Raw genomic sequence first — 15,587 nt, forward strand, 5'->3', positions numbered from 1 at the left:
ACCAGATTTAACTATGAACGTTCCGGTTGAACCAAGCCACTTGAAGGCGTACGAAACTGCCCGAGCAGCAGAACAACGCAAGAAATAACGGCGACTAAAACGTAGAACACACCTAATTGATGTTGAGTTGTTACCCAACTCTCAACGAGGTAACCACCAAACAAACCTGCCAAACACATCTGGATAGATCCAGACAAAGCAGACACAGCGCCGGCTTGCTGCTTGTGTGGAGACAATAAGAGGCTAATTGACACAGGAAAAGACATCCCCTGTGCAAAGCTCAAGCAAGTGAACGCCACCAATAACGACACAACGTTAAACGGCAAACAAAGTAACATAACGCCAGAAGCCGCGACGATGACAAAGCTCATCAGTAAAATCTGCTGTTCTTTATAGCGCGAGTTGATGAAGTTGAGCACCAAACTGCCCATCAATAAGCCAGCCGAAGGCACGATCATTAGTGTTCCGTAATCAGCAGCGGTTAATCCAAGCTCTTGTTGCATCAAAAATGGATAAAGAGACAAGGTAACCAAAGCAGATAAGTAGCTAAGCCAGTTGTAGCTTGCGCTGACAATCACTTGTTTATTGGTCAGTAATTCAAGGTAGTTCAACATTACACGTTTTGGTTCAAAGCGTCGCTTGGGATACGGCAGCGTTTCATGCAATACAGCGAAGCCCAATGTAAAAATAGCTAGCAGATAAACAAGCACGAACACAAAAACCGCATGCCAACTGATGTGATAGGCAATCCAACCACCAAACAAAGGAGCGACTATCGGCATCACGGACGCGGTTACTGATATGTAAGAAAGCGCTTTGGTTAACTGCGCCCCATCGTAACTATCACGCAAGACGGATCGTCCCAGCACCGAGGCACTACCCGCCCCAAGTCCCTGCAACAAACGGCCGGCTTCAAGGGCAACAATATGATCAGCAAAAACAATACAAATGACCGTACCAATCAAATAGACGCTCTGCCCCAAGAGAAACACCGGTCTTCGTCCAATGGCATCCGACAAAGGTCCATAAAACAACTGCGAAACACCGAAACCAACAAGGAAAAGAGTCACTAAGTTTTGAACGGTATGCTGTTGCAAAGCGAGGTCATGACTGATCAGAGGCAAAGAGGGAAGATAAATGCTGACGCCTACTTGACCAGTCGCGATGATCATCATCGCCAATAATAATGGTGTTTTACGCAATATACCCTCCTTACAACATGACAGTTTCACGACAGACAGTGTATATTTGTTACTCAAGGATGATAATCAACCAAAATGGAAAGGGATTATTTCCCCTGAGGATGGAATTGAATGGATTGGATACAGAGTGTTAATAGCTACATTCGCGTTGTTGAAGAAGGCAGTTTCAATGCAGCAGCACGTAAACTCAATACCACCAGCTCCGCCATCAGCAAACGTATCCAATGGTTGGAAGATAAGATCGGCGTCCAATTACTTAAACGAACGACGCGCTCCATTAGCCAAACCGAGGCAGGCGCTTTGTTTTACGAGCGCGCTAAAGTGCAACTCGACTCTTGGCAGTCCGTACTCGACGAAACCCGTTCCGTTAACCAATCTCCTGCCGGGCTGCTAAAAATTGGTGCTACGCTCGCCGTCGGCTCTAAGTTCTTAGTGCATTACCTGGATGACTTTCTGGAAAAATACCCAGACATCAAGCTGCAATTGATTACAACCCTACCCGGTCAAATACCTGAACTCAGTTTAGATTTGTTCATCAGCCGAGAGTTAGAGCAATTGAACTCGCTTAGCTTTAAAGCCAGCCCTCTGTTCGAACACAAGGCACAGTTTTATGCGGCGCCAAGTTACCTAGAGAAGCATGGCACACCGCAAAGTGTTGAAGAGCTGTCACAACATAACGTTTTGATTTGGGGTGAAAAGCCCGTAAGAGAAATCAAGACTAATCGTGGGAAACGCATTAGCCTTTCAGGGAATTTCGCCACCACCAACCCAGAAGCTCTGTTTCACGGCGCAAAACGTGGCATGGGCATCTTGCTATCAAACAACGTGATGATAAAAGAGGACCTGAGATCCGGAGCCTTAGTGCCGATTCTTCCAGACATCACAGCTGATGAAGCTACCGTCTATGCGTATTACCCTAAGCTCGATTACCAACACACTCGAACCCAGCTCTTCTTGGACTACTTAAAGAGTCGTTTAGAAGAAGAAAAGCGTGCTTAATCTCATGGCTCTCTGGTACCTTCAGTACTAGAGAGCTAATACCCTTCCCCCTATGAACTACCACTTTGATGAGAGGTTGCTCCCATCATCTCTAACCCTAAGGTTGAAATTTTTGAGCAAAACCCTTGTTGAGTTTGAAAAATCACGTGAAGTAAACAATAGTTAACTTGATGCATATCGATTAAATGAGAAAAGATCGTGTAACAAAACCAACATAAACACGATATGGCAAAACACAACGTCGGGTGAAATGTTCAATGGATCATGAACAAAACAGTATCCAATTGCTTGATGAGATTCTAAAACTTAACGGTAGTGCATTACTCGATAGAGTAACGCTGGAGCTCCATCAACAATTTCAAAGCTACTGCACGTGTGTAGTAGAAATAGCGCACCTACAGCACTGTGCCGTAACCCTTTCCAATTCAAGTGGTGGCACCATTGCTGATAACATGAGTTATGGATTAGAGGGAACACCTTGCGAAAAGGTGGCACAAGACATCGGTGAGATTATTTTCTATCAAGATGAGGTCTACCGTCTCTACCCTAAAGACCAGCTATTCCAAGATGCTGGCATTCAAGCTTACATCGGCCTTCCACTGAAGACACACAATGGGGAAGTGCTTGGTATCTTACTTTCGACCTTTCCTCGCGCCATCAATGAGCAAGAGGCAAAGGAGATCATTTTTTATCACCGTTTCTTATCCAACGTGCTCATCCACAGCTTAAGAGAGAAGTGGATCAGCGAACGCTCGGACAAACTGCTTAACCAACTGAGTTATGAAGTCTCCCATGATAACCTCACCGGTTTGCTCAATCGCAGTTGTTTGGCAGACACGCTAGAAACACTCACGCAACAAGCTACGCGCCCTTTTAGCCTAGCCTATTTAGATATTGATAATTTCAAATCGATTAACGACATTAACGGTAACTACATTGGCGACCAAATTATCAAGTTCACCGCCAATGCGATTCAGCAGAGCTTAACGTCACCAAATAACGCGTTCCGTGTTGCAGGAGACGAGTTTGCCTTCATCACTTATGACGAAGACCCTGTCGCGGTTTGTCAGGAAATTCTAGATAAGATTGAAGCGGGTTATACAGATAAATCCAACCGTATTTCGTTTACGGTCAGCATTGGTATTGCTCGTGCTCCTGTCCATATGCTCAACAGTGACGACCTGATTCTTAATGCAAGCCTAGCGCTCAAAGACTGTAAAAAGCACCGGGATACACGCATACAGCACTACGACACCCATTTAAGTGCGCTCTATCATCGCCAGACACAATTGATTGAAGCGCTGCGCGAACAGCTGCGTTTGAGTATCGATGAAAACGAAGAGTTATACGTCGTCGTTCAACCGATTGTGGACATCACCAGTGACCGCTGGGATTACTTTGAAATCCTAGCGCGATGGAACAGTAGCGTTTACGGCAGTGTCTCTCCCGTAGAGTTTATTGAAGCAGCCGAGCAATCTGGGTTGATCATAGAGCTAGGCGAACGAATTGTTGAACTGGCTTGCCGTGCGAAACAAGAGCTTGAACGACAGCTTGGCTACAAGGTGAAGCTTTCTATTAACTGTTCGGCACACGAACTGGTCGATTCAAATCGTTACATGAACTTTTTGACACGTATTTTAGAGAAGTACGACCACCAAGCGACTGACTTTGTTATTGAGCTCACCGAAACGGTTTTATTGTCGCAAAGTGGCCGCGAACAGATGGTTCTGAACTCACTTCGTTATCTCGGATTTAAAGTTGCACTGGATGATTTCGGTACCGGTTATTCTAGTTTGAACTACATCCATAACTACCCTATCGACAGCATTAAAATTGATGCCACCTTTGTGAGAAATATGTTGGCGAACACTACGTCAGAACAAGTGGTACTGCTCATTGCCCAATTAGCACAGTTGTTAGAAGTCGATTTGATTGCGGAAGGGGTTGAAGACGACAGAGCCTTACAGAAACTGATAGAGATGGGTTGTCATCACATTCAAGGCTACTTCTATTCGAGGCCACAAAACGTCAATGAACTGATAAGTATCATCAACGAAAAACAAATGAAAAGCGCATAAAAAAGACCAAACAATGTTTGGTCTTTTTTGTATTCTATAAAACTGCTTTTTCTTTTTCTTTCAGCAGCTTGTCCATCTCGTCTCGGTTAGCAATAAAGCTCGCCATTTCCTTCTTCGGCACTGAACTCGCCATAGGAATATTGGCACGCATTGCGTTCACCGGACGACCGTATTCGATCAACTCGTAGTGAAGGTGCGGACCTGTCACACGCCCTGTCTTACCAGATAGACCAATACGCTGACCACGAGAAACCTTTTGGCCTTTCTTCACAAGGATTTTGCTAAGGTGCAGGTAACGTGTTTTGTACTTACTGCCGTGCTCAATCACCACGTAGTTGCCCGCATATGGGTGTTTACGCGTCATGATAACAGTACCGTCACCGGTCGCTTCTACTGGTGTACCAATAGGCACAGCCCAGTCTGTACCGTTGTGCGGTGCAACACGACCAGTTACAGGGTGAAGACGTGTCGGATTAAAGCCAGAGCTGATACGCCAGCTACGACTGACAGGATAACGTTGGAAGGCACGCTGTAGGCTCTCGCCTTTCGCGTTATAGAATTGACCATCGGTATGAAGGTAAGCGGTAACTTCACGACCACGGTTATAAATTTTGATTGCTTCTATTTCGTTCTTGCCAGTGGGTACGCCATCAATGCTTTGAGATCGGCGAACCACTTCAAATCGGTCACCAGCACGTAAATCTTTACCAAAGTTCACTTGCTCTTTTAGCAGGTTAACCACTTGGCTGATTTCAGCTGAGCTCAAGCCTAAGCGATTTGCGGATGACGAGAAACTGCCTCGAATCACACCAACCAATGGCTCTTGCTGCCACACACCTGGGATTGAGATGTCTGAGAAATCGTAGCTGCCATCGTCATTACGGTGGTAAACCACTTTATCGGCAATGGAGAACTGAAGCTCCATCTTTTGTAGCTCGCCTGTCGATTCATCACGCCAGAAACGCAATGTATTGCCAGGTTTCAGGGTATCAAGAGCAAGGAAGTTCAAATCCGTTTCCATCACTTTCATCAACGAGCTGTAGCCGAAGCCCAGTTGGCTGAAAATGGTACTCAGGTTATCGCCTGCTTGGATTTGGTATTCAAAATTGGGTGGAGTGACAACTTCTGCTATTGTCGCATCAAGAATATTTTCGACAACCTGCGATTCTGGCAGGTTCAATGCGATGGTTTTGGTAAGGGAAGACTCTTTGAGAGAGTTGGAAACACCAATCGCAACTAATACTGGCAAGGAGTACAACAGTAGCGCTTTACGACTTGTCAGATTCGGCAACCGTCTTGTTGTAATTTCATTTGTAGACACGGGAATTACTATCTCCTTTATAATAAGGCTCATAGCTTAAGCATTCTCGCTTAAGAAATCATTAGCAAATAGCGAGATCTAGCGCAGAAAATGCTTAATTTTTACAGAAGACAAAAAAAGTCATTACTGTTGCATATGTAGGTTATTACCTACACGTTTAAGCGTCGTTGAATTCAATTGATTTGGTTGTTCTGCCATCGCTTGATCTTCGCCATGTTGAAGATAAGAAAGCGAAATTTGCGTATCACTCTCCCACTTCAAAGAAGACATCTGAATTCGGTCACCAATGAAAACACTGTTCAATAGCACAACTCGGCTTGGCACTGCATCAAATTTAAACAAACCGATGTAATAAAACGCCCCTGAGCCTTGTGTGGTAACAATCACTGGCGCGACAATCCAAGGGGTTTCATTGATGTCGCGTTGAGCAATAAACTCGGTAGGAACCAGCACTTCACCTCTGGTGCCACCAGCGTCATATTGACCTTTTAGGAAGCCGTTCTCTTTATCCCAATCTTCTAGAAACGTTACCGCACCTTGCTCAGGAACTTGAACCGTCCACGGATTTCGTGACTGAATCCCCAGAACTTCGGCCACGATAGGATTAGATTGTGCCTGCGCTTGAGGAAACTTCGCCATAATTTCTTCATCGGACAGACTAAATCGATAAATGCCCGCAATGATCACCACGGCTAACAGGACGATTGGGATCAGTAGAATGAGAGGGATTGGTAGGATTCTCTTACGAGCCATGAAGACTTCCTTGTGTTCTTGTTCTCTTAATTATGTTCGGAGTATATACCAATTCACCCGTGAAGACCTCAACGCCTACTCGTTGGATTTAACTCAAGTGTTTCAAAATTAAACTAAACTGTTTGGTGGGCAACCAATAGGTAATAACGATGACAAAAATCACCCACACATGCGAGTGTGCCTGTGGCTTAGTCCAACTGCGTTGCACGGCGGAGCCCATTCGCACTTCTATCTGTCACTGCTTCGAATGCCAAAAGCGAACTGGCAGCGTGTTCGGCGTTCAAGCTCGATTCAACAAAGACCAAGTCATCCTCGATGGTGAGGTCACCAGTTACATTCGAATTGCTGATTCAGGCAATCAAGTTCAATACGAGTTTTGCCCTGCGTGCGGCACGACCATGCGCTTACTCTTGTCGGACGCACCAGATTACGCCGTGATTCCGATGGGTTTGTTTAACAATAAAGAATTTGCAGAACCAACGGTCTCTATTTACGAACAACGAAAACACGGCTGGGTGAGCTTTGATTGCACCATGGAACACATTGGTTAAGCACAAACAGCCCCAATCAGAACAATGACACAGTACTCGTCTATTTACTTTCGATACGCTTATTAACTCTCGATACGGACAGGTCATTCAACAAAAGTTGAGACTTTATTGAGAATGATCAACCGGGTAATAGCAGAAGTACTTTCGTTCCGCGCCATGAGCGCTATAATCTGCTCCTAACATTTGGTGAGGTTTTATTGTGATTTCCAGACTTCCTCGTTGGGTGGAATATGGCGCGTTTTTGCTTGCTCTTCTCGCAGGCTGCGTCAATGCCGTGGGTCTTCTCGGCTTTCAACATCAAGCGATAACGCATCTTTCCGGAACCGTAACTCAGCTAGGGAACAGCTTATTAACAGGTGTGGACTCAACCATCCACCTGCTCTTTATTGTATTCAGCTTTTTAATAGGCTCTGCGTTTAGCGGATTCTTTATTGAAAGTAGTGCCCTCAAACTTGGCCGCCGTTACGGTGTTGCACTTTGTATTGAAGGCAGCTTGCTACTGCTGAGCTTAGGCTTTTTGGTACAAGGCAATGTATATGGTCAGTACCTCGCCTCTGCTGCATGTGGTTTGCAGAACGCGATGATCACGACCTTCAGTGGCGCTGTGGTACGAACAACACACATGACCGGCATCATTACCGACCTAGGTATTATGATTGGAGAGAGCTTACGTGGCCGTCAATTTGACCGACGTAAAGCCAAACTGTTCATCTTTATCTTTTTAGGTTTCTTGTTAGGTGGTACTGCTGGCGCGGCATTGTTTAACGTTTATGAACTGTATGCGTTGGCCTTCCCTGCGCTTCTGGCATTTGTTATTGCCATCGCATATTGGTGCTACTTGTACCTACTCAATCGTAATCAAACTGCCTAAATGTAATATGACGGTTTAAGCATTCGACTTAAGCCGTCACTCTTTTACTCTCTCACCTATCTCTTTCTGCTTTAAACGAATCTCTTCGATTGCTCTGATTCAGCTATTTGTTCTTTAATCCCTTAAAAGTTGTGCCACTACTGGGAGAAAACACCGCTTTCGCCTTGAGATCCGAATCACATTTGCTAGGCTTTTTATTGCTTTGGTCACACTGTGCCGTTTAACAAGCTGCTCAGAGGGGCTTGCGTGCTACAATTTTCTAACACGAGCAACAAATTCATATACAAGATTCTGGTTTTGATTCAATTGACCGAAAAAACGGCTGAATAACTAGATGTATTTAATGAATAGTATTGCAAAGGATACAGTTTGCGGGTAATCTCCGCACACTGTGATTAAATACGGATGTTTAGTGAATATTTATGTCATGGAATATGGCGAGTATTGACTAGTAGTAACACGAGACAAAAAATGCATAACAACACCAATGCTGCTGAAGCGCCTAAGGGCAACTTTTGGATGTTCTTCATCCCATCCCTGATCGGTCTTCTACTTTTCATGGCTCCAATCTCTTACGATGGCGGCCTGACAATCCCTGTTGCGGTAATGGCAAAAGTCATTCCTGCGGTTCTTGGCGATACTTTAATTGCGATCGTTACCGCTATTGTTGCTTTCATGGCTATAGCTTCTGTTCTGTGCAAAATTTTCAAGCCAGCAGCAATCCTACGTAATGGTTTCTTGAACGGCCTATTTAATCCTTCTCCACTTTGGCTAATGGTTCGCCTAATTGGTGGCGCAGCTGTACTGATGACTTTCTTCCAAGTGGGTCCAAAAGCGATTTGGGAAGAAAACACTGGTGGCCTTGTGCTTACTGGTCTTCTACCAACCCTGTTTGCGGTATTCATTTTTGCAGGTCTATTACTGCCTCTACTGCTTAACTTCGGTCTACTAGAACTGTTCGGTGCACTTCTAAGTAAAGTAATGCGCCCTGTATTCAACCTTCCTGGCCGTAGTGCTATCGACTGTATGGCTTCTTGGTTGGGCGATGGTAGTGTCGGTATCCTGCTAACCAGTAAACAGTACGAAAACAACTTCTACACCCAGCGTGAAGCAGCGGTTGTAGGCACGACGTTCTCTGCGGTATCTATTACGTTCAGCTTGGTGGTACTTGCTCAGGTTCAATTAGAGCACCTATTCCTGCCTTTCTACGGCGCAATCTGTTTGGCAGGTGTTATCGCAGCGATCATTATTCCTCGCCTTCCACCATTGAGCTTAAAGAAAGACCGCTACATGGACGGCAGTGAACCTAAGAAAGACGCAGACGCCGTACCTGCAGGTCACACAACTTTCTCTTGGGGTATGGATCTCGCACTAAAACGTGCTGGTCAAGTCACTTCAGTACGCTCAGTATTTAAAGAAGGCGTACACAACGCAATCGACATGGTCTTTGGCGTACTGCCAGTGGTTATGGGTCTTGGTACTGTTGCGCTGGTCATTGCTGAATACACATCGGTATTCGAAATCCTAGGTCAGCCATTTATCCCTTACCTAGAATTGCTACAAATCCCTGAAGCAGCGGCAGCATCTCAAACTATCGTAGTTGGCTTTGCGGACATGTTCATCCCAGCGATCCTAGCGGCATCAATCGACAACGAGATGACTCGCTTCGTGATTGCAGCTATGTCAGTTACTCAGCTTATCTACATGTCAGAAGTGGGCGCACTGCTTCTAGGTAGTAAGATTCCAGTTAACATCGTAGAACTGTTCGTTATCTTCATTCTACGTACGCTGATTACGCTACCAGTTATTGCCGGTATAGCTCATTTGATTTTCTAAAATCATGCATCTTACAAAGGCTCCGCTCTGTCGGGCAATGTAGTTCACTTAAGCGGAGTTGCTTTGCGATTAACAGGATATCGGGTCTTTGATATTTTTACCGCCCTAGGCCGATTAGGCTTAGGGCGTTTGTCTATAAAGAGGATGGATAAATCTCCCCTGAGACTCTTTAAACGCTTAGGTGTATTGCCTGGCGATATCGCTTTACTCATCACCTTCAGTTGGCTCGCTATAAACTGACAAGCATATTTAAAGCTAATTTCATTCGGCATTCTTCCATGCTCAACCGCGGCCTGACTCGCTTCACGTCTTACTAAGTTATAACCAAGCAACAGCCCCCAGAGTTCTTGATAAACAAGGTCTACTGTTTTGCTGCGTAATACTAAGGTATTGTGTTGCATTGAGCTTTTGATATCACGATAACCCAATTCGATTTCCCAACGCTCGTGGTAGAGTTTGGCTACTGCCTTCGCGTCGTAGTTTGTTCTAGGAAGGGAGGTAAAAACGGTTTTCTGCTTACCTTGTACTTCGTAGGTCACCGCTCTGACTTGCCATTTCTCAGGTAAGCTAGGGTTCTTTTTGCGAGCTTGCGGAGAGACTTTCATTTCTATGAGCATGTCATTACTTTCTTCTTCATCTAGAAGTGTGTATTTCAGCCCCTTCCTTGCTGGTATCAACCAATGCCTATTGATACCGCTATTTTGAAGAGAGAGAAGTAAGTCTGCACCGTAAAACCCTTTATCCAGTAACGTCACAGAGTTATCTGGCAAGGAGTCGATGAAGGGCATAGCAAGCGGGATTTCACCACGCCGATAGGGGCTTATAGCGGCGTCAACGATGACATGAGAGCGGACATTCATGATAGTCACAACTCTTAGCACTGGATGCGGTGTCTGTCTGTTGCTGGAGGTATTACCCGAGCCAAAGTGCTCTCTAAGTTCGGGGGTATCTGCGGTTCGAAAAAGAGCACCGTCTACAGCAAAAACTTGTAATCCTTGCCACGTATCATCACGGTATCGTTCAAGACCCCACGTCCGCCCACATTGTTTAAACAAACACTCTGGTGCAGCTCTACCTAAACGTTGTCTTGCCTGAGTTAAAGCACTTTTTGCTAATAACTCTTCATCGACTAAGCCATCCGCACAGACATTCATTCTTCGTGCAACTTCGGCAATAGGTTCATTACGGAAGAAGGCCATGCCGACAATTAACCACAAGACCATGTCACTTGGTAGCCGACGTCGGCGAATAGTCGCCTTATCAGAAAGACTAGCTGCCTTAACAACCCATTCATCTGGGATATGTTCAGAGAAAGTGGTGAGTTGAGCTACATCAACAGGATTTTCTTCGAGGAAATCGGCAAAACAGTTTTGGATAGACATAAAAAATCGGAAGCCTAGAAACAGGCTTCCGATTATCTCTCAGCAGAAGGATCGGTCAACCGATCCTTATCTGATCTACATTGCGCTCTGTCGGGGCCTTTTTTGTATCTGCTGACTCGTTTTGCAATTTCCCGCCTGTTTTGTCACATCTCCCCTTATTTATTCAGCTTTCGAACAGCCTCACTTTAAACACATAAGTTATAAATATAACTTTAAATTCATTGATTTAAATTGCAGAAAACCAACAACTCAGACTTGTTTCTATAAGGCTCAATGATACTATTCTTATGTTTTTAACAGTTTGATGACGAAGTTCAACAAATTAGATCAATCTCACAACTTTATAAAACAAGCGGCTTTTTGTTCTCGTTTCGCCAACAAAAGTCGTAATTAGCCTTCAGGTTTCTGATAAATCTGTCGATAACAAAAATAACAAACACAATAATGTGTTCACTTCTGCCGAATGTGCCCGACAAATAAGAGGCGCAAGCAGAGTAAACCAGCCGGGAGACTCGAGAGGGAAAAGTATGAAATTCAGACATAAGGTTGTCACCGCCTCTTCTATTTTATTGCTTGTGACTGTGGCATTGCTGTCGACACAACAAGTGATGACCATTCGTTCACAGATCGAAGAAAACATCGACACCAGCGTGAGTGAGATCCTATCCAGTGTGGGGAACACGGTAGAATCCGAAATGAACGCTAAAAAAGAACTCGCTCAATCCATGACCGAGATTCTGGAAATTAACCCAAGCGACCACGATTACGTGAAAGAAGTGCTAGAGAAGCCAATGCCAAAATCAAGCTTCTTGGCCATCGGTTATGCTTACGACAGCAACGGATTCGTGATTGAAAACGATGACGGTTGGGAAGCGGGCCCTGATTACGATCCTCGTGTTCGCCCTTGGTTTGTATCAGCAAAAGCAGAAAACAAACTTGTTGTCACCGATCCTTACGTGGATGTTTCTTCTAAGAAAGTGATCATCTCTATCGGTACACCAGTGCGTGAAGCTGGCCAGTTTTTGGCTGCCATGTTCTACGATATGGAGCTAACCACCCTTTCTGACTTGGTCAACCAAGTAAACCTATTTGATGCTGGCTACTTGTTCCTAGTGACTGCGGATGGCACAACCATTGCGCACCCAGAAGCAAAATACAACGGCGAGAAGCTATCAAGCTACCTACCGCAAGTATCACTAACGTCTGGTGCTCAGCACATCGAGATGAATGGCGACAAATATATGGTCAGCTTGACGCACATCGCGAGCGAGAACTGGTATGTGGGCGCGGTTGTGGACGAGAGCATTGCCTATGCTGCAGTAGGTAAGCTGCGTAATAGCGCAATCATCTACTCATTGATTGCTGTTATTGCCTCTATCATCGCGCTGACTATCCTTATCCGTACCTTGATGCGCCCTCTTGATGAGCTAAACACAGCGATCCAAGCTGTAGCATCAGGCAAAGGCGATTTGACGCAGCGTTTGGACACCAATACCGATCAAGAATTCTCTGAGCTAGCAAAAGGTTTCAATACCTTTATGGAGAACTTGCAGCATCAAATCATCGAATCGAAGAGCATTTCTGATCAGATCCTAAGTGGTACGCAAATCACCGCTGAAGGCGCTCGTGATTCGGCTTCTGCGATTCAAACTCAGCTGCAAGAACTTGAACAACTCGCAACCGCAATGCACGAGATGTCAGTGACTGCGACAGAAGTTGCGAACAACGCACAAGGCGCAGCAAGTGCAGCGAAAGAAGCAGACGATGCAACGGTGCAAGGTTCTTCTATCGTGAATGAGTCTACAGAGACGATTAACCTGCTTTCAGACAGCATCGATCAAGCAGTTGAGGAAGTGCAAGGTCTTGAGTCAGCGACGGCAAATATCGAAACGATTCTAAAAGTAATCAACGACATCGCAGACCAAACCAACCTACTGGCGTTGAACGCAGCAATAGAGGCAGCACGTGCTGGTGAGTCTGGTCGCGGCTTTGCAGTCGTAGCGGATGAAGTTCGTACTCTGGCGCAACGTACTCAAGAATCCACGACCGAAATCCGTAGCATGATTGAACAGCTTCAATCTGGTGCCTCTTCTGTGGCTAGCGCTATGCACCAAAGCAAAGGCAGTGCAGTAGAAGCAGTAGAGAAAGCAGAACACGCCAATGACGCGCTACAACGTATTCGCGATGCGATCCAACGTATCTCTGACATGAACTTGCAGATTGCGTCAGCAGCAGAAGAACAAAGCTTGGTAGCGGAAGAAATCAACAACAACACGGTTAACATTAAAGATCTGTCGACCCAAGTTGCTGATTCAGCGAACCGCACCAATGATGCAATGCAAGCACAGCATGAAGACGTTCGTAAGCAAGACGAGATCCTAAACCGCTTTACGGTCTAACTTCTCCTCTTTAACCCAGAACAAACTTCATCAACCAACAAGCAAAACAGCGAGCCAAAGTGCTCGCTGTTTTTTTGTTTGCTTACAAGACCACATGTATATAGCGATCTTTTGAGCGCTTGTAATAAAAGTCATCCACTTTTAGGTAGGTAAAATTGCCAATCTGAATATAGGTGCTACGTGGTGGAATGTGTTTGTAATGGTAGTAGTGATGCTTCGGTCGCTTGTGCTTCACCACCACAACCTTTTTGTGTTTATGCTTATGTTTGTGTTTGTGCTTATGATGATGGTGGTGATGCCCATGATGATGTCCGTGTTTGTGGTGATGTTTAGGGTGTGCCATTGCTTCAGCACTGAACATCCCCAAAGAAAGCATCATTCCAACGACTGTGAAAGAAAATCGCTTCGACACTCGGTTCCCCTTTACTTTATAACTTGTTAGTCATCATAAAGAGAGTGGTCGCAAGCCATGTCAGCCTGTGGCGAGACAGTTTCACCTCAAGGTCAAATATCATCACGATTTATCAGGCAACGGTCAGGCCATACACGCCGCTGATGCAGTCCTCACAATTCTGCACAAAAAAGCCGCTTGCCCAGTTTTGGACAAGCGGCTCTCTAGATTCAATTTGTGTGTTCGTAGAGTCGATTTATACCGCTTGAGCGAACAGCAAGAAACAACCGAATAGGAAGATCATGCTCATACCCATCGCACCACCACCAGCTTCGTACACACTGTTGTCTTCTACAGGTACACGACGCACTTTCATGGTCATCGATAGTGGAACAAACACCGCTAGGAATACAAGGATGATACCTGCGTAGCTAAGGATCGCTAAGAAGTGCTCTGGAGCAAATACCGCGCCAAGCAACGGCAGAATAAACGTCGTCACGAATACCACTGGCTTACTTGCTTTTAGAAGGTCTGCATTTTGGTCGTAAAGCGCCATTGCCACACCCAAGAAAGACGTCAGCAGTGCCAAACCAGTAAACATAGACAGAATGAACTCGAGACCTGTGTACTGTTGACCAAGAACAGAGATCAACTCAGACACGTTTGAGAACTGGATAAGTTCGTGTGGTGGCAAGTTACCCACGACTGCAAACAACCACAGTAGGTAACATACAAGAGGAATCGTCGAGCCAACAATGATCATGTTGCGCAGTTGGGTTTTGCTCGCTTCTTTGTTATAAGTCACCAAAGAAGGAATCACGACCATGAAGCCAAAGCTTGTGAACAGAACTGAGCTTTGTTTTATCAGTGCCATTTTGTCTGCGTTTACGACTTCACTTAGACCTTCAAACGACACGTTTGGCGCAAGAGAGAATAGCGTAAGAACAAGTGCGACAATCATACCGATGAATAAACCACGGTTTAGCTTATCAACCACACCGGTACCCGCCGATACGATTAGACCAACCAAAACGGTAAAGCCAACTTGGCTAGAAATAGTAGAAAGTGGTAGGCCCATTGACGCCGTCACTTTTTGTACCAAGTCACCAGCACCGATGATGTACGCCATCAAAAGACAAACAAGCAGCGCGTACAAAAGACCGTTAGTAACAAACTGACCGCCTTTGCCAAGAGTTTCACGAGCAATCGCGTTCATGCTAACGCCACCACCTACTTTACAGCTTGCTTCCAATAGAAGAAGTGCAGCGTAAGTTGTACCCGCCCAGATGAACAGCATAAGAAGAGTGCCCCAAAGGAGGCCGAATTGAGCAAGCACCATTGGTATAGCAAGCATACCAGCGCCAAGAGCAGTACCTGCAACGATCAGGGAGCTGCCGACAAGTTTTAGGTTCACGGTTAATACCTCTAAATTTAATCCGTTTTGTTTTGACTTATCGTGCTTTTGGTTCGAAGCACGATCTACGGAAACGCCCTACTTTGCAGCCAATGAATTCGATGCTAAACAGCAATTCAGGATGCAAGAAGCCTAGACTCAAGACGGATCTATCCTGTCTGAGTACATTGGGGATGTAGGGAATCATTTCCGGGCAGAGTTCGATTAACGGAATGTCTCACTTTGGGTTCGAAGCAAAATCAGCGCATCCATTTTCGTCAATCCCATTCTCTGCTGAATGGATTTGGTTCGAAAGGATTGTAAGGCATAAATAGGACGATTGAAAAGCAAAAGCTCCATCTTATAGCCATATATTTTAACAACTATCAGTTGATGCAACAGATATGTTGT

12 protein-coding genes are annotated in these 15,587 nt (G+C 45.2%); 6 read left to right on the plus strand and 6 right to left on the minus strand.

Annotated elements, in window-relative coordinates; all coding sequences use genetic code 11:
• Positions 1–11: 11 nt before the first annotated feature.
• Entirely contained in the window at positions 12–1,202 is a 1,191-nt protein-coding gene (locus KJB05_RS25005) for a multidrug effflux MFS transporter (RefSeq protein WP_208444864.1), read from the minus strand.
• 111 nt (positions 1,203–1,313) lie between these two features.
• Here KJB05_RS25005 and KJB05_RS25010 point away from each other — a divergent pair, with 111 nt between their 5' ends.
• Positions 1,314–2,201, plus strand: a complete 888-nt coding sequence (locus KJB05_RS25010) for a LysR family transcriptional regulator (protein ID WP_020194793.1) — start codon at positions 1,314–1,316, stop codon at positions 2,199–2,201.
• A gap of 257 nt (positions 2,202–2,458) precedes the next feature.
• Positions 2,459–4,279: a bifunctional diguanylate cyclase/phosphodiesterase gene (locus KJB05_RS25015; protein ID WP_208444863.1), complete on the plus strand. Its 1,821-nt coding sequence runs from the start codon at positions 2,459–2,461 to the stop codon at positions 4,277–4,279.
• 34 nt (positions 4,280–4,313) lie between these two features.
• Here KJB05_RS25015 and KJB05_RS25020 read toward each other — a convergent pair whose 3' ends face one another.
• Positions 4,314–5,600: a peptidoglycan DD-metalloendopeptidase family protein gene (locus tag KJB05_RS25020; RefSeq protein WP_208444862.1), complete on the minus strand. Its 1,287-nt coding sequence runs from the start codon at positions 5,598–5,600 to the stop codon at positions 4,314–4,316.
• A 123-nt stretch (positions 5,601–5,723) separates the two neighbouring features.
• A complete protein-coding gene (locus tag KJB05_RS25025) occupies positions 5,724–6,353 on the minus strand; it encodes a hypothetical protein (RefSeq protein ID WP_005435544.1) in 630 nt (209 codons plus the stop codon).
• Positions 6,354–6,502: 149 nt separating this feature from the next.
• Here KJB05_RS25025 and KJB05_RS25030 point away from each other — a divergent pair, with 149 nt between their 5' ends.
• From KJB05_RS25030 to KJB05_RS25040, 3 genes are all read left to right on the plus strand, one after another.
• Complete coding sequence (locus tag KJB05_RS25030; protein ID WP_005435541.1) at positions 6,503–6,904, plus strand: GFA family protein; 402 nt, start codon at positions 6,503–6,505, stop codon at positions 6,902–6,904.
• A 199-nt stretch (positions 6,905–7,103) separates the two neighbouring features.
• Positions 7,104–7,775, plus strand: coding sequence for a YoaK family protein (locus tag KJB05_RS25035; RefSeq protein ID WP_005435539.1), 672 nt, complete (start codon positions 7,104–7,106; stop codon positions 7,773–7,775).
• Positions 7,776–8,246: 471 nt separating this feature from the next.
• The gene (locus KJB05_RS25040; protein WP_208444861.1) at positions 8,247–9,611 is read left to right on the plus strand and encodes a YjiH family protein; all 1,365 of its coding nucleotides are present in this window, start codon (positions 8,247–8,249) and stop codon (positions 9,609–9,611) included.
• A 44-nt stretch (positions 9,612–9,655) separates the two neighbouring features.
• On the opposite strand, the gene KJB05_RS25045 is transcribed toward KJB05_RS25040, so the two are convergent.
• Entirely contained in the window at positions 9,656–10,993 is a 1,338-nt protein-coding gene (locus tag KJB05_RS25045) for an IS4 family transposase (protein ID WP_213053117.1), read from the minus strand.
• A 527-nt stretch (positions 10,994–11,520) separates the two neighbouring features.
• Here KJB05_RS25045 and KJB05_RS25050 point away from each other — a divergent pair.
• Positions 11,521–13,392: a methyl-accepting chemotaxis protein gene (locus tag KJB05_RS25050; protein WP_005435536.1), complete on the plus strand. Its 1,872-nt coding sequence runs from the start codon at positions 11,521–11,523 to the stop codon at positions 13,390–13,392.
• An 82-nt stretch (positions 13,393–13,474) separates the two neighbouring features.
• On the opposite strand, the gene KJB05_RS25055 is transcribed toward KJB05_RS25050, so the two are convergent.
• Both KJB05_RS25055 and KJB05_RS25060 read right to left on the minus strand, forming a co-directional pair.
• Positions 13,475–13,804 (minus strand): hypothetical protein, encoded by a 330-nt coding sequence (locus KJB05_RS25055; RefSeq protein WP_180827055.1) that lies wholly within the window; start codon positions 13,802–13,804, stop codon positions 13,475–13,477.
• 235 nt (positions 13,805–14,039) lie between these two features.
• Positions 14,040–15,197 carry an aromatic amino acid transport family protein gene (locus KJB05_RS25060; RefSeq protein ID WP_009706178.1) on the minus strand — a complete coding sequence of 386 codons (1,158 nt, stop codon included), beginning with the start codon at positions 15,195–15,197 and terminating at the stop codon, positions 14,040–14,042.
• Positions 15,198–15,587: the final 390 nt, after the last annotated feature.

The sequence above is a fragment of the Vibrio sp. B1ASS3 genome (genome assembly GCF_905175355.1).
GTDB classification, from domain to species: Bacteria; Pseudomonadota; Gammaproteobacteria; order Enterobacterales; family Vibrionaceae; genus Vibrio; species Vibrio owensii.

Bases quoted from the DNA above. Each gene is read 5' to 3' on its own strand.
- KJB05_RS25015 (WP_208444863.1), top strand. From the start codon at position 2,459: ATGGATCATGAACAAAACAGTATCCAATTGCTTGATGAGATTCTAAAA.
- KJB05_RS25010 (WP_020194793.1), top strand. From the start codon at position 1,314: ATGGATTGGATACAGAGTGTTAATAGCTACATTCGCGTTGTTGAAGAA.
- KJB05_RS25040 (WP_208444861.1), top strand. From the start codon at position 8,247: ATGCATAACAACACCAATGCTGCTGAAGCGCCTAAGGGCAACTTTTGG.
- KJB05_RS25030 (WP_005435541.1), top strand. From the start codon at position 6,503: ATGACAAAAATCACCCACACATGCGAGTGTGCCTGTGGCTTAGTCCAA.
- KJB05_RS25025 (WP_005435544.1), bottom strand. From the start codon at position 6,353: ATGGCTCGTAAGAGAATCCTACCAATCCCTCTCATTCTACTGATCCCA.
- KJB05_RS25050 (WP_005435536.1), top strand. From the start codon at position 11,521: ATGAAATTCAGACATAAGGTTGTCACCGCCTCTTCTATTTTATTGCTT.
- KJB05_RS25045 (WP_213053117.1), bottom strand. From the start codon at position 10,993: ATGTCTATCCAAAACTGTTTTGCCGATTTCCTCGAAGAAAATCCTGTT.